A 19,434-nucleotide genomic window follows, 5' to 3' on the forward strand; every position below is an offset into this window, starting at 1 on the left:
ACCATAGAAATCCACCCACTCAAACCAACAAAAAAACGGTGCAGCGGAGGCTTTCACAGGTGCCCTCCCGGTGGTTGCGGTTATTTCCAATATGATTCACAATCAACATACTGATTATCAATATAATGACATCTAACTTTGGGACCACTGGGACCAGGGCCCACCTTTATGAGTTTCCGGACCAGGATTTACAGAGTTTATGATACATACCATCCTCTTTTTCAATGATTTGCATCTCAAGCAAACGGACAAGGTATCTTTTAAGCGAACTGGAAGGTATTCCATGTTCCACGGCCCCCTCCTTCAACTGCGTATAAGTGAAGCTTTCGGGAAGCTTTGCCAATACCGAACGTATGCGATAAAACTTCTTCATCGGCTTGGGTTCCTTGCCCGACTCCACGGCAGACACGGTGGTAGACAACAGCAAGCTGTGCTCCAACAACACTTTCACCATATCCATTGCCGTATGAAAATCCTCATCCGTACACCGACACTGCTGCACATTCCACATCGGCTCACACTTGCGCAACGCCGTCAGCACCATGGCTATGCGGGCCGCTATCAACCCGTGACGAAACACAATCGCCCCATGCGAATCATCATCTTCACTCACCACTTCCTGAAGAACGTTGCTGAAACGCTGCGTATGCTCCTCCCACTGCCCGGGAGTGAAACACACCTCGGTGGGCGAACCGGACAAAAAGACAAACATACGAAGCACCTCTTCACTCAATTTCCTGAACAGCTTCACATGGTCGGTGCTGCCCTCCACGGGAGCTGCCGAAATCCATTTCCACCGTCCCTCACCGATATAAAAAGCCATACGACTGTACATACCGTTCTCCAACGACGAAATGAAACGGTGAAGCTGAGAAGGAGTGCCCGTAAGACACAATGCCAGATGAGGAACATGCGCCACCACCATGCGCTTATCCGTCTTATAATAAGACGATGCCTCCTCGTGGTGAAAAGCGGCACGAAGCACATCATCATGCTTTCCGCAGTCCTGCTTCATGGCATTGGTAAGCATATCCAGCTCCGAAGCATTAATCACCACCCCTTGCGCACCGGCCTCCTCAAGCGCAATAATCAACTGACTCTTCGAGATATTGGGCGAAATCTTGAGCATGCGCTTCACCGGAGGCTCGGGACGCTTGTCGATGTCGGGCACACGCTTCTCCTGAATGGCCAAACGCTCTTCCAGCGCCCATGCCAACTGCTTCTTGTCATACTCCGACTGCACCGTCTTGTTCTTGTCTTCCAGATAGCGCTGAACGGCATCGGGCAGAATAGAGCCGAGCGTCACAATCCCCTTGCCGCGCCCCGCACCGGCAAGGCTCATCGCATAAAAATGAGGAGTGTAGCACATGTCGGCATAATTCATCCACACACCGGGAAGACAAGCACTCAGATTGGCAAGCATCCCCAGCAGCAGACGGTCTTTTTCACGGCTGCTTCGAGCTGCTTCCAAGCCACGGACAAGAAGGTCGGGAAGAGCGTCGTACACCGACTTCGGAAAGCGGGGAGCGTTCTTGTGGAGCTTGTCCGCTTCAAGCTTCTCATTCTCAGCCTTTTCAGCCTCTCCCACGGGACCGGGAAAGCATAAAGATGGTCCCTGGTCCTTGTGGTCCCAACCATTAACATTATTACGCTGATAATCAGACAATTTAGTTTTATCCACATAACGATATCCGGCATCCATTTTCGGGATGATATCTTCGGGCGGACACCCGGCATCGCTCAGACGCTCCACAGCCAACGCTTCCAGTTGTCTCAACTCACTATCAGACAGTCCTTTATATCGGGCTATACGACCCAATTTGAGCAAGAAATCATTCTTTGCTCCGGGAATGAAAGCGTTGTGGGCCAGAAAGTCATTAAAAAAGGTGCGCAGGATGCCCGACGGGGGTTCCGAGACAGGCTCCGAAGCAGATTCCGAAGCGGTTCCTGTCGTGCTGTCCGGTGCGGCAGGTTCCACCTTCAGTTCCTCCATGATCTGTGCCGCTTTATCGGGATGCTCCTTGAGGAATTCCCGCCAAGGGAAAAGCTCGAAAGCGGGCTTGCAGAAGGCTTCCTCGTCATACGACGCATAACACGGACGAGTGGGATTCTTGCAACTCATGTCACACGGAAAATCAATCACGCGGCCGATATGCCACGCCACCACCGCATAAGCCTGCACATACTCTTCGACTGTTGCAGCCTCGATACGCACCACCACTTTCAGACCATCGTACGATACACTTCGCCAACCTGCCCCGACCCACGGCACCGCCTTCAGCTTCTGCAGGAACTCCTGTGTACGTCCCTGCGTATGGTCGACATCAAACATGGCATTCCCACTCCACGTGCGGCGGTTCTTCAATGCATGGCTTCCCTCGCAATACCCCGCCACCACCAGGCCGGGCAGTTTGTTCTTCAACTCTTTGGCTTTACTCTTATCGCCCTCAGCCATTAGGCGGTGATACATCTCGACCGTCGATTTCCATCGTCCGTTGCAGATGTAATTTACAAACTCTTCCAGTGACATTTCAATGCAACGCTGTTCGCGCACGTTAAAATAGAAAGAGCACAAATCATTAAAATCCATGTTAAAATGGGGTTTTAATTTAAGATAGGGAAAAAACGTTGCCCTTCGCCTGCAATTCAAAATTGCAATGTGCGAAAGTACGACATCTAAAACTGACGAAATATTACACTTTACGCCAAATCACCCACCGTTTACCTACTGTTTATCAGCATCCTAACAAACAGCCGGCAGAACTAAAGTGTACAATTGGCATTCTTCTTTTTATTTATTCTTTTTAACAGTAAGGACAATATTCCAAGGGAACCTTTCCAAATTGTTCCCAATCTGTATTCTTTTAAATCCATAATACTTCGTTTTTATACCCCAACGGTATAAGAAGCCCCAGAAGGACAGCCATACAGACTCACGGAGACGCTTACATACATCCTCCGTTATCACTCCTCCCCTTCCTTCTTTTAGGTCAATCGATCTTCTTCCTGCCTCTTTTTCTTTTGCCGGTCAATCTTCCCCTTTCTTCTTCTTTTCTTGTTGATTGGAGAATATTTTATAGCCCCTCCTACACATCCGCTTCAGTTCCGCCAGCTGTCGGAACGATACATTCTCAATGTCTCGCTCCAGCTCCTCCAACTCTTTTTCCACACTTCTCACCTTGTTCCATCTGTCCTGATTTGTTTCCAAATCTTCTTTTTATTCATATTCTTAAAATATTTAAAAATTAAAAAGGAGCAAAAATATAAAAATCCGCAATTACAATGTTAAATATTTGAGTTTTTATGAACAAAATATTGTAATTCGTAAATTAATGTCTAATTTTGCAGAGAATAACAAGGAGGGATCGGCAGTGAGATTACACTGACGACCGCGTAGCGCACCTTATCCCCTCCTTCCCACTCCCCCCTTGACTGATATAGAATGAAAAAATGGTATGTAGCCTACGTGCTTTCCCGTCACGAGAAAAAGACTGCCGAGCGTCTCACGAAAATGGGAATCGAGAACTTCCTGCCCGTGCAGGAGGAGATTCGCCAATGGACGCACCGTCGTCAGAAGGTGACACGCGTGGTGATTCCGATGATGATTTTTGTGCACGCCACACCGCAGGAACGTGCGGAAGTGCTGACACTCTCGTCGGTGAGCCGCTACATGGTGCTGAGGGGCGAACATACACCTGCCGTGATTCCCGACCTGCAGATGGAGCGTTTCAAGTTTATGCTGGACTATAGCGAAGAGGCGGTGGAAATGTGCAGCACACCACTGGCTCCCGGTGAAATGGTGAGGGTAATCAAAGGCCCTCTGGCGGGAATGGAAGGAGAGCTGGTGAACGTGGACGGACGCAGCAAGGTGGTAGTGCGACTGGAAATGCTAGGATATGCCGGAGTGGATATGCCGGTGGGGTTTGTGGAAGCAGTGAAATAAAAAAAGAATTTATCAGAGCAATAAAGCTATTCTCCTTCCCCTGTAAAAAGAGAAAATAGACTGCTTACAGGTACGGCATCAAACCCTTGGGTATTTTCGCCACATTTGCCTGAAACCAACAAGACAAGGCAAGTAATTCAGACATTCTCGTCACTCTTCAAGAGTCTGATTTCTTCACATTGGAAGAATAAAAGAAAAGCTGAAGCAACTTATTTACTTCAAACTTAGCATCACCAATCTCAGAAACCCTTTTCGGAAGTCTCTTGCTGCCTTCCCTATCATAAGCCGGATAAATCGTCAAGTCCGGCAAGCAAAACAGACTCTAAAAAATATTCAGATACATTTTATTTTCCTTTTCAGAGAAGCACCTTTTGCAGACACTCTTCCTGAAAGGTATGTCGCATAAAAAAATATACACATTCATACAAATCAACCATCTACATCTATCCCATATAAATTCTAATAACATATCACCAATGATAAAAACATTTCTAAACAAGATCTTAAACAGTAAAAACTCAAGAACCAAAGCGATCAAGCAGAACATAGCCGGTTCCCTGCTCGTAAAAGGAATCAGCATTGCCACATCCTTGATTCTCGTCCCTCTAACTTTAGGGTATGTATCTAGTGAAATATACGGAATATGGCTTACCATATCCTCCATTCTTTATTGGCTTACTTATATGGATGTGGGATTCACCTTAGGATTGAAAAACCGACTAGCAGAAGCTATTGCACAAAAGGATTTTGACAGAGGACGCAGTCTTGTCTCTACCACCTACTTTATAATGACAGTAATATTTGTTCCGCTAACCGTAGTATTGCTGTTGATAAGTCCGCACATAGATTGGTGTGCATTTCTTAATGTAGACATTGCCTACCAAGCAGAAGTAACGAAAACGATACAGATACTTTTTGTATTTGTGGCCTTGCAGATGATTTCCAATGTTTTCATAGCTGTAGTCGCTGCATTCCAAAAAGTCGCACTGTCTTCTCTTTTCAATGTAATAGGGCAACTGTTTGCACTTATCATCATTTTCATCATGACCAGGTGTATTCCTCCTGCCCTTCCCAATCTAGCTATCGCCTACTCCATGATGCCCATACTAGTGGTTATCGTTGCTTCAGTCATCTTCTTCAAAGGCAAGTTCAGACAAGTGTCTCCAACCATAAAAAATATCAATATTAAGTATACCAAAGACTTGGGAGGACTAGGAGTCAAGTTCTTCATCATACAGATACAAATGATTGTACTTTATCAGGCAACCAACATTTTGATTTCGCACATAGACGGACCGAATGCCGTAACCCAGTACAACATTGCATACAAGGTATTGAACGTAATTGTAATGGTATACAGCATTTTCCTGTCTCCTCTATGGCCTGCATTTACCGATGCTTATACACAAAAAGACTTTGTCTGGATGAACAGCATCTACCGCAAAATGACATATGTATTTTACTTTTTATGTATCGCAGTAACCTGCACCGTGTTTGCATCTCCCATCCTATACAAAATCTGGATTGGAGACAAAGTAGACATCCCCTTTGTCTTGACTTGCTCTATCGCCCTATATACCATTATCCATTGTTGGGATTCACTGCAAGTCATGCTTATCAACGGGGTGGGAAGTGTAAAACTACAAACCTACGTAGTATTGATTGGACTCGTATTACATATTCCACTCTCACTGTTTTTAGGACATTTTGTAGGCATATTAGGAGTAATTCTATCTATGTGCATCATCAACCTGATATATTCAACATTCTTCACCATACAAATACGGAAAATACTCTCACAAAAAGCTACCGGGATCTGGATTAAATAAATTGAATCATGAAAAAAAACAAAATTACTTGGCTGAAAAAATGCAAAAAAGCATTAGTGTGGATATGGAACAGTTTTCCTCTTCCACAAGAACTAGGCTATTGCGGAAAAAACACCATTTTGCTTTATCCTTTACGAATCTATTCACCAGCTTCTGTCTACATCGAAGAGAATGTCAAGATAACCCATGGACTGACAATCATCAACTCCCCAACTGAAAAAGTCGTTATAAAAAAATATGCCGTATTAGCTGCCAACTGTACCATCATTACCAACAATCACAGAAAAACGGTAAGCATACCGCAGTTCCTGCTTGGTGCTTCCCATATCAACGACAAATCAGCAGATGTCATCATAGAAGAAGACGCATGGATAGCAGCAGGAGTAACCATTATGGCAGGAGTACACATAGGAAGAGGAAGCATTATCGGAACAAACAGTCTTGTTACCAAAGATGTACCCCCCTATGCCGTTGTATCCGGCAGTCCGGCAAGTATAAAGAAGCGAGTTTTTTCCACTGCTCAAATCATCGAACATGAAAAACACTTATATAAAAAAGAAGAACGCATGTCTATCAAGCAATTGGAAGAACTGGAGCAAAAATACTTCCAAAACATCTCGGTATACGGTACAAGCAACGGAGTGGATGAAAACATAGAAAAACTGCAACAAATGAAATCCGCACTGCACTACATTGAACCAGAATTGAATAATTAGCCCTTACTTATCATGTTAAAGTCCATTACGTTAGAAAAGATTTACCTCTTCTATGTCATCTTACTTGCAGCACGAGCCACTCTATTCACCAGCGACATGGATTTCCGTTCGAATCCTGTCGGAGTAGGATTATTGTTAGTGCTATGTATACATACTTTTATAAAACACAAAATATCCTTACAAAATAAGAACTTAGTCATCCTATACGCTATCTTGACCATATGGACTGTGCTACACTATCTCACAGACATAGAATTCAAGATTATGCCCTATCTCATCTTGTATATCAACATTACGGTAGGATATAGTTTAGTCAAAATATTCGGCAATAAGCTTTATGAGAAAACCACCCAATACATTACGTACCTAACAGGCATCAGTCTGATATTATGGATGATAATGCATGTTATCGGTATAGGATTCTTCGAGTCCATTGGCTTCATGCAGCCCGCATCAAGCACCAGTGTGGCCTCCCTACTCATCTTCAATGTACCCAACATTCATATCTATGAAGGGAAAGGAATAGGACCGTTTATGCGAAACTGCGGATTCGCCTGGGAACCTGGACTTTTTGCTTCATTCATCTGTTTCGCCATCTATTTTAACCTGCTTATAAAAAAACGGATAAAAAGAAACCGTAGTTTCTATATCTTGACACTGGGATTATTCAGCACATTCTCTACAACTGGATATTCTGCTTTCCTCCTGATAATAGCAAATTATTTCATTCTACAAAATAGCAAGAAATCAACTCAAATACTGTATATTATTGTGGGCATACCAACATTTCTGTATATCATGAACTTACCTTTCATGGCAGACAAAATAAAAAAAGAAGATGAAAGTGAAAATTTTCTATACAATAATAACCAACTTACCAGTGAAATAGAATCAGAAAAAAGAACAATGACAGTAAGACGCTGGGAAGGAATAATAATGGACTATCTCAATATACAAGACAGACCCATTTTAGGATATGGTACCATAAACAATTCTTATGTAAACACGCACATATCCTCTTATCTGCTTAGCAGCAACGGAATAGTCAGTACATTCGCTCGATTCGGCATTGTGTTAGGACTATTAATAAATATAGTCTTCATCCGTAACACAAATTACATTGATAAATTATTCAGGCAGAAATACTGTATGTTTTACATTCTGTATATGACACTTTCCATCAGTTATTCTTTTACTACATTGGCTTTGATGATAGCCTTATGCAGTAGCAATTTATGGATAAGCAAATCTCAAAAATATATCAAATGAACCATACTCCACTTTTCTCAATCGTTACAGTCTGCTACAATAGTGAAAAAACTATTGCCCGAACGTTAGAATCTGTCCTTGTGCAAGAGTTTAAAGACTATGAGTACATCATTGTAGATGGCAACTCCAAGGACAATACATTAAACATCTTACATGAATATGAGTCCAAATTCGAAGGACGCATGAAAATAAAAAGCGAACCGGACAAAGGTATCTACGATGCTTTCAACAAAGGAATCCAACGTTCGAATGGTATTTATATATGGATAGTAAACAGTGATGACTATATTGAACCGCAAGCACTGAAAGAATTAGCACAATTGATAGAATCATTTCCAAAAGACTATTTACCTATCATCGCTTCGTCCATGCGTTTTATTCACCAAAGTCCAATCCCCCCAACTATTTATACTCCCAATGAAGAATTATGCAGGAAAAGTTACAAATCATTAGGTATGGGAATATTACACCCTGCCACATTGATTCCCCGAAGTATCTATCATCAAATAGGTATTTACGATGATAGGTTTTCCATTTCAGCAGATATAGATTGGTTTATAAGAGCTTGTGATGCACGACAGCCCATATACTTTTCTTCTATTGTTTCAATTAATATGTACTACGGAGGAATTTCAACGATTTCACATTTCTCAAAGTTCTATCATGATAAAACTATATTCTTCAATAAACATTCACACAACTTAATTCAAGAAAAATTCTATTTATTTCGATGGACTATAAAATACTTCCGTAACTACTTAATATCCAAAATAAAAAAACTAAAACATGAACAACATACAAAATACTAAAAATTGCTATGGTTGCGGTGTATGTGCAATGGTATGCGGAAAAAAAATTATTTCCATCGTACTGAACAAAGACGGCTTTTACGAACCAACCATCTCTGATTCTTCCCGATGCACTGGATGTGGATTATGTGTAGAAGTATGTGCATTTGCTCACGATACACTTGCCACTCCCAATATGCCACAAGTCAGTTATGCAGCATGGAGTAAAGATGCAAGGATAAGGACAATATGCTCTTCAGGAGGTGTCGGATTTGAAATTGCCAAAGACTTGCTGGCAGAAGGATATAAAGTATGTGGTGTCCGATACAATACTGAAAACAAAAGGGCAGAACATTATATAGCCACCGAATTAAAGGAACTTATCCCATCTACCGGAAGCAAGTACATACAAAGCTACACTGTAGAAGCTTTTAAAAAGATAAACAGAAAAGAGAAATACTTGATTACCGGAACTCCCTGTCAAATAGATTCATTTCGTAGATATATCAAAAAAATCAAGGCAGAAGACAACTTTATACTGATGGATTTCTTTTGTCATGGTACTCCATCTATATATACATGGAAGAGATACGAACAAATGGTAGAAAAGCAAGTCGGCCCTATAACCTATGTTTCATGGAGAAATAAGCTTTCAGGACAGCCGAACTCATGGAACATGAACATAGACAGCGAAAAGCATAGCGACAGGATAAACTGGCACGACTCTTTAAATATGTTAATAAAAGGAGAAAAACACTTTTATAATTCCAAAGCCAGCCAAGGAGATATTTTCTATCAATTATTCTTCAGAAATGCCTGTTTGGGAAAAGCTTGTTACTCCCGTTGCAAATACAAGTACAATCACTCATCGGCTGATATACGAATCGGTGATTTATGGGGAAAAACTTATGAAAGCAATCAGAAAGGAGTCAGTGCCTTAATTGCCTTTAGTCAACGAGGAAGAAATGTCATACAAAAGCTAAAAAGCACCGAACTGGTAAAACATCCGTTTGAGACAGTGGCCGAAGGGCAAATATCCCATCGTCTGAATGAGCCTCAAACAGCCCGAATAGTTGTACTATCACTTCTAAGACAAAAAATGATTCCACTGAAGCTAATAGTTTTAATAATGAAAGTACTACTGAAATTAACCAAGAAAAACTTATGAAAAAAATCGGACTTATCACTATTTATTCCGTCCCCAATTATGGTTCTGTATTACAAGCATATGCTACTCAAGAAGTATTTAAAAAAATGGGTACTGATTGCTATATCATTAACTATACATACCCTAACCAATGGCACTACAGTATAGGATTTAAAAAGCCCAATCTAAAAAACAAAGTTGCACAGTTTTTGGGAGTACGAGCTATACATCGCAAACAGAAGAAACTGCAAGCATTCAAAAAAAAATATTTTCATTTTACCAAAGAATATCCAACATTAGATGCTCTACGACAAGAAAACTGGAACGAATATGATGTCATCGCTACTGGAAGTGACCAAATATGGAATGCTAAGTATCTAAAAGGAGATTCCACTTTCATGCTTTCTTATCTCCCAGACAATATAAAACGAATTTCCATCGCTTCAAGTTTTGCCTTAAAATCACTTCCTCCACAATATATAGATAAATACAAAAAACATTTATCCAAATTCAATGCACTTTCTGTACGCGAACAAAACGGAATCAACATAATCAACAATGAATTGTCTATAGACAAAGAAGTCAAAATCATTTTAGATCCTACCCTGCTTTTGTCAAAAGAAGAATGGCTAAACCTTATTCCACGTTCAAACTTCCATAAGACAAGTAAATATATTCTTTTTTACATGTTGGACTATGCTTTTAACCCCAAGCCATACATTTTTGAAGTAACTGCATATTTAGCTACCAAATACGGCTACAAAGTTATTGCATTAGAAGGGTATAAAAAGAAAGAAGAAGCCTGTGGAATTGAAATGACAGACAAAACCGATGCTTCCATTTATGAATTTATAGACTTGTTTGCCAATGCCGACATGGTGATAACTTCTTCTTTTCACGGAACTGCTTTTGCTCTCAACTTCGGAAAACCTCTTGTTTCTATCATACCTAACGATAAAGGAGATGACAGACAATCAACACTGCTGACAACCTTAGGGTTAGAACAATGTGTTATTCCCATTGGTACTGATTTGCAACGCATTTTCCCTATCTACGATACAAGTTCAGAACAATGCAAATTAAACATGAAACGAGTAAAGTCCATTAATTGGATAAAACAAGCCATATCCCAATAACTTAAAAAATAAAAGAAAACATTTTCATGCCACAATTCTATACACTTAAAATAAAATTCAATGATAAAGAAAATAATCCACTTTATTAAAAATCAAAAACATTATCTTTCTTCTGACAGATACATAGCTTTTTTACGATCAAAAGAAATTACAATCGGAGAAAATTGTATTATTAGATTCCCAAGAAGTACATTTATCGACCTTACTCGCCCACATCTTATCTCAATAGGAAACAGGGTAGATATGAACATCAATTTCAAAATATATACTCATGACTGGGTTTCGCATGTATTCATTGGAAAATACAACCAAATGGTTAACTCGTCTGGAAGTAAGTGTTACTATAGGAAATAATATTTATTTTGGAGCAGATTGCACGGTACTGAAAGGTGTATCCATAGGAGATAACTGCATTATAGGAGCCGGGAGCGTTGTTACCAAATCAATTCCTCCCAACAGTGTAGCCGTAGGTAATCCTTGTAAAGTAATTTATTCTTTAGATGAGTATTTTGCTAAACGCCTGAAAGAAGCTCCCTTGGAAGCCAAAGAAAATGTAATTGCTTTCTACAATAAATACGGACGCTATCCCAATGAAAACGAATTAACTGAAGAAGCTATATATTATAGTGATAGCCAGCGATTTACGCCTCATAATTTTAAATTCAGTTCTTACCAAGAGTTCTTAGATTGGTGTAAAAACGACAATTGATATGAAAAAAATATTATTCATCGACCGCTATCAGTTTGGCTATACAACTGATACGCTAAAATATTGTGAACATCTAAATCAACAGTATAAAATCAGATACGTATCTTTCGATTTGGGATGGAAAAAAATTAAAATTCCCAATGTAAATACCATCTATGTACCAAGATATGGAAATATTGTCATAAGAGCAGTGCTCTTCCTTATTTATGCTATTGTCAACTGTTTATTCTTTGATGGGGCTATATTCATTCTTTATTTTCCTAAATGTTCTCTATTAAAGCGCATACTTTTTTGGAAAAAAATGCACATTGATATTAGAACATTGGCAGTAAATACCAATCTGGAAGAAAGAGCAAGCATAAACAAACAAATACAAAAGGATATTGCAGTATTTGATTCTGCTTCTTTTATCACGCAAGGAGTAAAAGAACAAATATCATGGTCTGGCAAAAAGTATTTCATTCTTCCTTTAGGAGCTGATATTCTGTCACACACAAATAAAACTTTCGATGAACTTAACCTATTATATGTAGGCACACTTGCCAACAGAAACATTATAGATACAGTAAAAGGATATGAAAATTTCACCAAACTACATCCGGAAATCAAATCTCACTACGATATCATAGGTGACAGTTCAGGCAATGAATTGCAAGAATTAAGACAATATGTAAACGAAAAAGGATTAAATGAACATATCACATTACATGGTCGTCTTCCCTACACTGCACTATCTACTTTTTTCGATTCTCATAATATCGGTATATCCTATGTGCCTATTACAGATTATTATGACCACCAACCTCCTACTAAAACGTACGAATACATTTTGTCCGGTTTAGTATGTGTAGCAACCTCTACCTACTCCAATAAAAAAATCATTACTCCTACAAACGGAATATTACATCAAGACAACGCTGCATCTTTTCAAAATGCATTAGAAACGATGCTGAAAAACAAAGAACAATATGATAGTCAACTCATCAGAGAATCATTACATAAATATCAATGGGAAAACATTATAAAAGAATCTTTTCTACCTATTATAAACAGTATATAAATAAACCATTATGAGAAATATATACCTACTTTTATACTATGGATTTGCACGATACCTACCAAGCTCTTACGCCCCTGTTGTAGGTAAACCTAGCAACGCGATACGTATTTTTTTGGTTAAACGAATCTTTAAATCATGTGGCAAGATTTCCACCATAGACCGCCTGGCGTACTTCGGAAACGGAAAAGACCTTGAAATTGGAGATTATAGTGGAATCGGAGAAAGATGCGTAGTACCTAAAAATACAATTATAGGGAAATATGTGATGATGGCCTCCGATGTACATATCGTCCAAAACAACCATAATTATCATGATACATCAGTCCCTATGTGCTTTCAGGGTTCTTCCTCAAAAGTTCCTCAAACAATTATAGAAGATGATTGCTGGATAGGTACACGTGTTATCATGACTCCAGGAAGACACATCAAGAAAGGCTCTATCATTGCAGCCGGTACAGTACTCACTAAAGATTTTGAAGAATATAGTATAGTGGGAGGAAATCCTGCCCACTTAATAAAAAAAAGAAATAAATTATGACACAAAAAATAGCTATCATAACCCAGTCGTATAAAAATGATTATAATGAATGTAAACTGCTGTGCGAAAGCATAGACCGTTTTTCTCCCGAGTTAGATCACTTTATATTTGTAAATGACGAGGATATAAAGTTGTTCCAATCCTTAAAATATGGGAAACACAAAGTCTATAAGAAATCAACCATCTTACCTTGGTTTATGGTCAGAGTTCCTTTTAAAATATTGGGACATCATTTTCATATCAGCCCTATCACAATTCCAGTCCGAGAATGGATAATTCAGCAAATCTGCAAACTTGGAGTATTTGAAGTGATAGGAGACAAATATGAAGCAGTATTCAACATAGATTCAGAAACAGTATTCATGAAGCCGTTTAATATAAGTAGATGGAAAAAAAACGGTAAATATATCATGTACCGAGTAAACCATGTCAATGAACCAAGCCATGATGAATATTGTCAAGCAGCAAAAAAACTATTAAAACTTCCCCAAACTTTGACCGACATCGGCAAATATAACTATATGAATACTCCTGTATGCTTTGTAAAAGAAAATACAAACTTACTACTTCAACGTATTAAAAAAAACTCCATTTGGCGTAACTGGAAAATAGCATTATGCAACACATACAGATTTAGTGAGTATTATACATACGGAATTTTTACTGACAAGGAATTGAAGTTAAAGAATCATTCTATCATTAACAAGCATTTATTTCCTCAAATAGATATTTCCGAATGTCCTGACACAAAATCCTTTGTATCGGCTATAAAAGAATCCTTATCAGACCCTGAAACAATGGGATTGTGGTTACAAAAGAAAAACAGAAAATTATTGTCTGATAAGTATCTTGACTTCAACAAAATTAATGAAGCTATACACCAATATTGGGAAAATCATGAATAAATACATCAACAAGGCACTTTCACGAAAAGTCCTTTTCATGGGAGTTTCCATGAAAACCAAAGGAGGTATGACTGCCGTACTCGTATCGTATGATAAATACATCGAAAACATGCAGTTCATACCAACGTGGAAATTAGGAAACAAACTCGTAAAATCCGGATACGCATTACAGGCTATAATCCGAATGTGGATAAAATGCCTTATTGACAAGAATATCGAAATAGTACATATACACGGGGCAGCCAATGCTTCTTTCTACAGATGCAAGATATTTATCAATTTGGCCAAAAGGCTGAACAAAAAAGTAATTCTCCACGAACATGCTGCGGACTTTGTAGAGTTTTATCAAAACAGCAATGACCAAGTTAACATAAGGGAAACTTTGAATAAATGCGATTGTCTGATTGTCTTGTCGGATTCATGGAAAAAATATTTCAGTTCGATAGGAGTAGACAAAAGTAAGATATCCGTGTTAAACAATATTGTACCTCCCCCTAATTTTAGAGATTCTCCACGGAAAGACAACAAATTACATCTTATGTTTATGGGAGAAATAAGTATGCGCAAGGGAGGATTTGACTTGCTGCAAGCCATCAGCGACAACAAAGAGTATTTTAAAGACAAACTGCTACTGAGAATGGGAGGTAACGAGGTAGACGGAGACATAAAAACTTTCATAAGAAATCACCAATTGGAAGATTTTGTCAGCTATGAAGGATGGATTTCCGGAGAGAAAAAAACAGAATGTCTGAACTGGGAGGATGTATATATACTACCCTCTTACAATGAAGGGCTTCCCATTGCAATTCTCGAAGCGATGAGCTATAAACATCCTGTTATATCCACTCCTGTCGGTGGGATTCCTGAAGTCATTCAAACAAAAGAAAACGGTATGTTAGTTCAACCCGGAAATAAAGAAGAAATAGCAAAAGCCATTGCACACTACATAGAACACCCGGAAGATATCAAACAGCACGGTGAAAAAGCTTACCAAACTATTCAAGATTTCTTTCCACAAAAAGTATTTACTGATTTGAGACACTTATATCAATCTCTGATGAAATGATAACAACGCCATTTTTAAATACCAATATTCAGATAATCACTCGAAATGAATTACTGAATAACCTGACTAAAGGAGTACTTATCACTCCTAATGTAGATCACTTGGTAAAACTGCAAAAGGATAAAGAATTTTATGATGTATACCAGCAGGCGGAATGGGTAATCTGTGACAGCAAAATCCTATATCTTCTCTCCAAGCTACTGAAACATCCGTTACCGGAAGCCATACCGGGTTCCAGCTTTTTTACCGCTTTTTATGAATACCACAAGAACGACCCAAACTGCAAGATATTTTTATTAGGAGCAGCCGAAGGTATCGCAGTCAAGGCTATGAAAAAAATCAACCAAAAGGTAGGGAGAAACATTGTAGTAGGTGCGCATTCACCTTCCTATGGCTTTGAAAAAAAAGCAGAAGAATGTGAAGAGCTAATACGCATTGTAAATGAAAGCGGTGCCAATGTGTTATTGGTAGGTGTAGGTGCCCCCAAACAGGAAAAATGGATAATGAAATACCGTAACCGAATGCCGGGTGTGGATATATTCATGGGACTGGGTGCTACCATTGACTTTGAAGCCGGCACGTTGAAACGCGCTCCTGCCATTTGGCAGAAAATAGGTATGGAATGGCTATATCGCTGCATGAAAGAACCCAAACGTTTATTCAAGCGCTATTTCATAGACGACATGCAATTCTTTTATTACTTTATCTTGCAATTGCTTGGAATATACAGAAATCCCTTCGACAAAAAATAAATTATTTGCGGAAGAGTCTGCAGAACAATGCGAAAAGCACTAATAGCAATGCCAACAAATAAGAAAAAATCGAGCGCAATACAAGCCCTATCCGATATAAAAACTTTCTCAACCTCTTCATACGTGCAAAGTTCAGAGTATAGGTAATATAAATCGAAAAACGACAAGCAGTTATAACTTAATCATCGTATTTTATGGAAAATCATATTGTCATCATGGCAGGGGGAATCGGAAGTCGCTTATGGCCTATGAGTACACCGGAATATCCCAAACAGTTTGTGGACGTAATAGGATGTGGTAAATCACTTATTCAACTGACTGTGGAACGTTTTCTTCCGCTTTGTCCCATTCAGCACATGTGGGTAGTTACCAGTGAAAGGTATACGGACATCGTAAAGGAACAGTTGCCGGAACTACCGGAAAGCCAGATATTGGCAGAGCCGGAGGCACGGAACACTGCTCCCTGTATCGCGTATGCCTGCTGGAAAATAAAGAAAGAACATCCTCATGCAAACATTGTAGTAACTCCATCAGATGCACTGGTGATAAATACTACCGAATTTGCCCGTTGTATTGCTATGGCACTGAATAAAACGGCCGATTCAAACGCGATTGTCACATTGGGAATAAAACCAAGCAGACCGGAAACAGGATACGGATACATAGCAGCTAAAGTCTATACCGATGCTTCGGGTATGTGCGAAGTGGAAGCATTTAAGGAGAAACCCGATAAGGAAACAGCACAAAGGTATGTGAAAGCCGGGAATTTCTTCTGGAATGCAGGCATCTTTGTATGGAACGTAGAAACGATCACTACTGCCATCCGAGATTATGCTCCTCAAATAGCAGAAGTAATGGATAGGCTGGAACAGGCTTTGTTTACGAAAAGAGAACACGAAGAGCTGAAGCGTCTTTTCCCTATGTGTGAAAAAATTTCTATCGATTATGCCGTAATGGAGCAGGCAGAAAATATCTTTGTCGTTCCGGCTGAATTCGGATGGAGTGATTTAGGCAGTTGGGGAGCATTGCACACACTGCTTCCACAAGACCATAACGGCAATGCCAAAGTAGGTACACAAATCGAACTGCATAATTGTCGGAACTGCATGGTACATACTACGGAAGAAAAGCGGGTGGTGCTGGAAGGACTGGAAAACTATATCGTAACAGAAAGAAAAGGCCAACTGTTGGTATGCCGTATGAGTGAGGAACAGCGCATTAAAGAGTTTAGTACATCAAAAAAGTAATTTCTGATATAAAACCGGACATTAAATACATACTGAAAAGTAAAGGTAACCAACTGGATGAAGCCGGCAAGTACGAATCGGATAATACCCAATATATCAATGATTACACAACATTATTTTTCAATCAATTTTAAATAGCTTTTAAAATGTCTTTGAAATCTGTTTTTTTATTGGCTTTTTCAATAAATGCATTTACTTGTTTGTCTGCACAGGAACAGAAAGCATCTACTCCGTTTTCTTATCGGGTGGAAACTTCTGTCTCGGTTGCCGACGGAAGGTACGCTCCGTTGTGGTTCACCGCCAATCGTTACGGACTGTCTTCGCAAGAGCCCAAAAGTGCTTACCTGCGTGCCGGTGTGCAATGGCAGAAGGAATGGCAACACGGATGGAGGGTGCAGGCGGGTGCAGACCTGGCAGGAGGAAAGAATCTGACTGCGGATTTCTTTGTGCAACAGGCTTATATGGATGTTGCATGGAAGGCGATAAAGATGAGCATCGGGAGTAAGGAGAGAAACGGATTCCCGTTGGAAAAGGATGTGAGGCTGAGCAGCGGCATGATGGTGGAAGGTGCGAATGCAAGGCCTATTCCGCAGGTGAGGGTGGGATTGCCGGAGTATCTGACGGTGCCGTTTACAGGTAATTGGCTGGCACTGAAAGGGCATATCGCTTACGGACTGTGCACGGATGGCAATTGGCAGGAAGAGTTTGCCGGAGCGGACGAACCGTTTCTGAAGGATGTGTTGTATCACAGCAAATCACTGATGCTGCGGTTCGGCAACAGAGAAAAGCTGCCTCTGGAGCTGGAAATAGGATTGTTGGACATTGCACAGTTCGGGGGAAAGAGGTATGTGAAGAATGCGGACGGAAGTATCAAGCTGCTAAAGAAGTATCCGGCCGGTCTGAAGAGTTTCTTCAAGGCGCTGGTGCCTGCTCAGGAGAGTACGTTGCAGAATGTGGAGGGAAACCATAGCGGAAGCTGGAACGCGGCACTTTCTTATTATGCCGGTGAGTGGAAGATAAGGGCTTACATGGAGCATTTCTTCGAGGACCATTCGCAGATGTTCATGGAGTATGGTATGTGGAAAGACGGACAGTTGGGACTGGAAGTGACATTGCCCCGGAACCGGTGGGTGAACCGGGTGCTGTGGGAAGGTCTCGGTACGAAGGATCAGACGGGACCGATTCTGTATGACGGGATAGCCGGCTCGTTTCCCGAATTCCAGATAAGCGGTGGTGACAATTATTTCAATAACGGCCAATATCTGGCATGGCAGCATTGGGGAATGGGTATGGGCAACGGACTGATTCCGGGACCTGTATATAACGACGACGGAACGATGCTGTTTAAGAGTACCCGTGTAAAAGCGCATCATATAGGCTTCTGCGGAGAACCGGACAGTGAATGGAACTACCGCGTGCTGGCATCGTATGTGCGGCATTGGGGCACCTATCCGATGCCGCTGGACAAAGTGAGAAAGCAGTTCAGCAGTATGGTGGAAGTAAGTTACTGCCCACGGAAGTGGACGGGCTGGAGCGCTACTCTTGCCTTTGCCATGGATAGGGGAAATTATTTGGGTAACAGCATGGGGGCCATGTTGACAGTGAGAAAAACAGGAGGATTCGGAAAATGAAAAATACACGCAGATTAAAGTTTTTATCGGGAGTGGCGGTTGTTCTCTTTTTGGGCTTCATCATGGGAGGATGCCAGAAGGAGGCTATCGACAGTGACATGGAAGGGCACTGGGAATTGCTGGAGTTTACAACGGCAGCCGATGGCAAGGTGCATGTGTGCGAGCGGATTTATTACAGCATCCGGTTATGGGTGGTGGAGATAGCAGCCAAGCAGAGCGGCACTACGCTCAAACCGGTCATAGGCCGGTTTGAGCATGAGGAGAACGGAAACGTGCGGATGAGAGACTTCAAAGGGAGAAAAGGCACAAGCGATGATAAAAAGGATGTCACGGTGGAGGAGCTTCTCCCTTACGGCATCAATGCATTGGATACGGAGTTTGAAGTGGTGAAAGCCAACGGTAAAGAGTTGATATTGAAATCCGATTATGCCACACTGATGCTGAAAAGGTTTTAGTATAAACGAATAATTTCATATGTACACTTACAATATCAGATAAAGAAATGCCTGAAAATCAATATATAGCACAGTGAATATATGGATTTATTGCCAAAGATGAGAACCACGATAAGGAAAGAATCATTTATTTAAGAATCTCATAAAAACTAAGAAATGTCTCGTAAAAATAGGGACTTTTTCAGAGAAAAGCTGGAATTTTCAGGAGACATCTCTTTCTGTTTATAGACATCGCAAGAGGGG

18 protein-coding genes are annotated in these 19,434 nt (G+C 40.4%); 16 read left to right on the forward strand and 2 right to left on the reverse strand.

The window, feature by feature from the left end:
• Window positions 1-166: 166 nt before the first annotated feature.
• A complete protein-coding gene (locus HMPREF1534_RS10455) occupies window positions 167-2,590 on the reverse strand; it encodes a DUF3987 domain-containing protein (protein WP_005939728.1) in 2,424 nt (807 codons plus the stop codon).
• A 438-nt stretch (window positions 2,591-3,028) separates the two neighbouring features.
• Window positions 3,029-3,208 carry a hypothetical protein gene (locus HMPREF1534_RS0118960; protein WP_018452502.1) on the reverse strand — a complete coding sequence of 60 codons (180 nt, stop codon included), beginning with the start codon at window positions 3,206-3,208 and terminating at the stop codon, window positions 3,029-3,031.
• Window positions 3,209-3,442: 234 nt separating this feature from the next.
• On the opposite strand from HMPREF1534_RS0118960, the gene HMPREF1534_RS10450 reads away from it, so the two are divergent.
• The 16 genes from HMPREF1534_RS10450 (at window position 3,443) to HMPREF1534_RS10380 (ending at window position 19,191) form a co-directional block, all read left to right on the forward strand.
• Entirely contained in the window at window positions 3,443-3,943 is a 501-nt protein-coding gene (locus HMPREF1534_RS10450; RefSeq protein ID WP_005939730.1) for a UpxY family transcription antiterminator, read from the forward strand.
• 476 nt (window positions 3,944-4,419) lie between these two features.
• Complete coding sequence (locus tag HMPREF1534_RS10445) at window positions 4,420-5,772, forward strand: lipopolysaccharide biosynthesis protein (RefSeq protein ID WP_005939732.1); 1,353 nt, start codon at window positions 4,420-4,422, stop codon at window positions 5,770-5,772.
• A gap of 8 nt (window positions 5,773-5,780) precedes the next feature.
• Window positions 5,781-6,488: a hypothetical protein gene (locus HMPREF1534_RS10440; protein WP_005939734.1), complete on the forward strand. Its 708-nt coding sequence runs from the start codon at window positions 5,781-5,783 to the stop codon at window positions 6,486-6,488.
• Window positions 6,489-6,752: 264 nt separating this feature from the next.
• Window positions 6,753-7,757: a hypothetical protein gene (locus HMPREF1534_RS10435; protein WP_018452505.1), complete on the forward strand. Its 1,005-nt coding sequence runs from the start codon at window positions 6,753-6,755 to the stop codon at window positions 7,755-7,757.
• Window positions 7,724-8,566 (forward strand): glycosyltransferase family 2 protein, encoded by an 843-nt coding sequence (locus HMPREF1534_RS10430; RefSeq protein WP_018452506.1) that lies wholly within the window; start codon window positions 7,724-7,726, stop codon window positions 8,564-8,566. Before HMPREF1534_RS10435 ends, HMPREF1534_RS10430 begins: the two co-directional genes overlap by 34 nt.
• Window positions 8,544-9,713, forward strand: a complete 1,170-nt coding sequence (locus HMPREF1534_RS10425) for a Coenzyme F420 hydrogenase/dehydrogenase, beta subunit C-terminal domain (RefSeq protein ID WP_005939743.1) — start codon at window positions 8,544-8,546, stop codon at window positions 9,711-9,713. Before HMPREF1534_RS10430 ends, HMPREF1534_RS10425 begins: the two co-directional genes overlap by 23 nt.
• On the forward strand, window positions 9,710-10,828 hold the full coding sequence (locus HMPREF1534_RS10420; RefSeq protein WP_005939746.1) for a polysaccharide pyruvyl transferase family protein: 1,119 nt from the start codon (window positions 9,710-9,712) through the stop codon (window positions 10,826-10,828). The genes HMPREF1534_RS10425 and HMPREF1534_RS10420 overlap by 4 nt, the downstream gene beginning before the upstream one ends.
• A gap of 271 nt (window positions 10,829-11,099) precedes the next feature.
• Entirely contained in the window at window positions 11,100-11,537 is a 438-nt protein-coding gene (locus HMPREF1534_RS0118965; RefSeq protein ID WP_005939749.1) for a DapH/DapD/GlmU-related protein, read from the forward strand.
• 1 nt (window position 11,538) lies between these two features.
• Window positions 11,539-12,597, forward strand: coding sequence for a glycosyltransferase (locus HMPREF1534_RS10415; RefSeq protein WP_005939753.1), 1,059 nt, complete (start codon window positions 11,539-11,541; stop codon window positions 12,595-12,597).
• Between the two features lie 112 nt (window positions 12,598-12,709).
• Window positions 12,710-13,135: an acyltransferase gene (locus HMPREF1534_RS10410; protein ID WP_233513251.1), complete on the forward strand. Its 426-nt coding sequence runs from the start codon at window positions 12,710-12,712 to the stop codon at window positions 13,133-13,135.
• Entirely contained in the window at window positions 13,132-14,040 is a 909-nt protein-coding gene (locus HMPREF1534_RS10405; protein WP_005939759.1) for a DUF6492 family protein, read from the forward strand. The genes HMPREF1534_RS10410 and HMPREF1534_RS10405 overlap by 4 nt, the downstream gene beginning before the upstream one ends.
• Window positions 14,033-15,106, forward strand: a complete 1,074-nt coding sequence (locus HMPREF1534_RS10400) for a glycosyltransferase family 4 protein (RefSeq protein ID WP_032932404.1) — start codon at window positions 14,033-14,035, stop codon at window positions 15,104-15,106. Before HMPREF1534_RS10405 ends, HMPREF1534_RS10400 begins: the two co-directional genes overlap by 8 nt.
• Window positions 15,103-15,858, forward strand: a complete 756-nt coding sequence (locus HMPREF1534_RS10395) for a WecB/TagA/CpsF family glycosyltransferase (protein ID WP_005939764.1) — start codon at window positions 15,103-15,105, stop codon at window positions 15,856-15,858. The genes HMPREF1534_RS10400 and HMPREF1534_RS10395 overlap by 4 nt, the downstream gene beginning before the upstream one ends.
• A gap of 194 nt (window positions 15,859-16,052) precedes the next feature.
• The gene (locus HMPREF1534_RS10390) at window positions 16,053-17,105 is read left to right on the forward strand and encodes a mannose-1-phosphate guanylyltransferase (protein ID WP_005939768.1); all 1,053 of its coding nucleotides are present in this window, start codon (window positions 16,053-16,055) and stop codon (window positions 17,103-17,105) included.
• A gap of 146 nt (window positions 17,106-17,251) precedes the next feature.
• Entirely contained in the window at window positions 17,252-18,736 is a 1,485-nt protein-coding gene (locus tag HMPREF1534_RS10385; RefSeq protein WP_005939771.1) for a capsule assembly Wzi family protein, read from the forward strand.
• Entirely contained in the window at window positions 18,733-19,191 is a 459-nt protein-coding gene (locus HMPREF1534_RS10380) for a lipocalin-like domain-containing protein (RefSeq protein ID WP_005939773.1), read from the forward strand. Before HMPREF1534_RS10385 ends, HMPREF1534_RS10380 begins: the two co-directional genes overlap by 4 nt.
• The last annotated feature ends 243 nt before the right edge of the window (window positions 19,192-19,434 follow it).

The sequence above is a fragment of the Phocaeicola massiliensis B84634 = Timone 84634 = DSM 17679 = JCM 13223 genome (assembly GCF_000382445.1).
Taxonomy (GTDB): domain Bacteria; phylum Bacteroidota; class Bacteroidia; order Bacteroidales; family Bacteroidaceae; genus Phocaeicola; species Phocaeicola massiliensis.

What these genes read in the sequence shown, in the direction of transcription:
- HMPREF1534_RS10455 (WP_005939728.1), bottom strand. Translation starts at nt 2,590, where the DNA reads ATGGATTTTAATGATTTGTGCTCTTTCTATTTTAACGTGCGCGAACAG.
- HMPREF1534_RS10450 (WP_005939730.1), top strand. Translation starts at nt 3,443, where the DNA reads ATGAAAAAATGGTATGTAGCCTACGTGCTTTCCCGTCACGAGAAAAAG.
- HMPREF1534_RS10445 (WP_005939732.1), top strand. Translation starts at nt 4,420, where the DNA reads ATGATAAAAACATTTCTAAACAAGATCTTAAACAGTAAAAACTCAAGA.
- HMPREF1534_RS10440 (WP_005939734.1), top strand. Translation starts at nt 5,781, where the DNA reads ATGAAAAAAAACAAAATTACTTGGCTGAAAAAATGCAAAAAAGCATTA.
- HMPREF1534_RS10435 (WP_018452505.1), top strand. Translation starts at nt 6,753, where the DNA reads ATGCCCTATCTCATCTTGTATATCAACATTACGGTAGGATATAGTTTA.
- HMPREF1534_RS10430 (WP_018452506.1), top strand. Translation starts at nt 7,724, where the DNA reads ATGGATAAGCAAATCTCAAAAATATATCAAATGAACCATACTCCACTT.
- HMPREF1534_RS10425 (WP_005939743.1), top strand. Translation starts at nt 8,544, where the DNA reads ATGAACAACATACAAAATACTAAAAATTGCTATGGTTGCGGTGTATGT.
- HMPREF1534_RS10420 (WP_005939746.1), top strand. Translation starts at nt 9,710, where the DNA reads ATGAAAAAAATCGGACTTATCACTATTTATTCCGTCCCCAATTATGGT.
- HMPREF1534_RS0118965 (WP_005939749.1), top strand. Translation starts at nt 11,100, where the DNA reads ATGACTGGGTTTCGCATGTATTCATTGGAAAATACAACCAAATGGTTA.
- HMPREF1534_RS10415 (WP_005939753.1), top strand. Translation starts at nt 11,539, where the DNA reads ATGAAAAAAATATTATTCATCGACCGCTATCAGTTTGGCTATACAACT.
- HMPREF1534_RS10405 (WP_005939759.1), top strand. Translation starts at nt 13,132, where the DNA reads ATGACACAAAAAATAGCTATCATAACCCAGTCGTATAAAAATGATTAT.
- HMPREF1534_RS10400 (WP_032932404.1), top strand. Translation starts at nt 14,033, where the DNA reads ATGAATAAATACATCAACAAGGCACTTTCACGAAAAGTCCTTTTCATG.
- HMPREF1534_RS10395 (WP_005939764.1), top strand. Translation starts at nt 15,103, where the DNA reads ATGATAACAACGCCATTTTTAAATACCAATATTCAGATAATCACTCGA.
- HMPREF1534_RS10390 (WP_005939768.1), top strand. Translation starts at nt 16,053, where the DNA reads ATGGAAAATCATATTGTCATCATGGCAGGGGGAATCGGAAGTCGCTTA.
- HMPREF1534_RS10385 (WP_005939771.1), top strand. Translation starts at nt 17,252, where the DNA reads ATGTCTTTGAAATCTGTTTTTTTATTGGCTTTTTCAATAAATGCATTT.
- HMPREF1534_RS10380 (WP_005939773.1), top strand. Translation starts at nt 18,733, where the DNA reads ATGAAAAATACACGCAGATTAAAGTTTTTATCGGGAGTGGCGGTTGTT.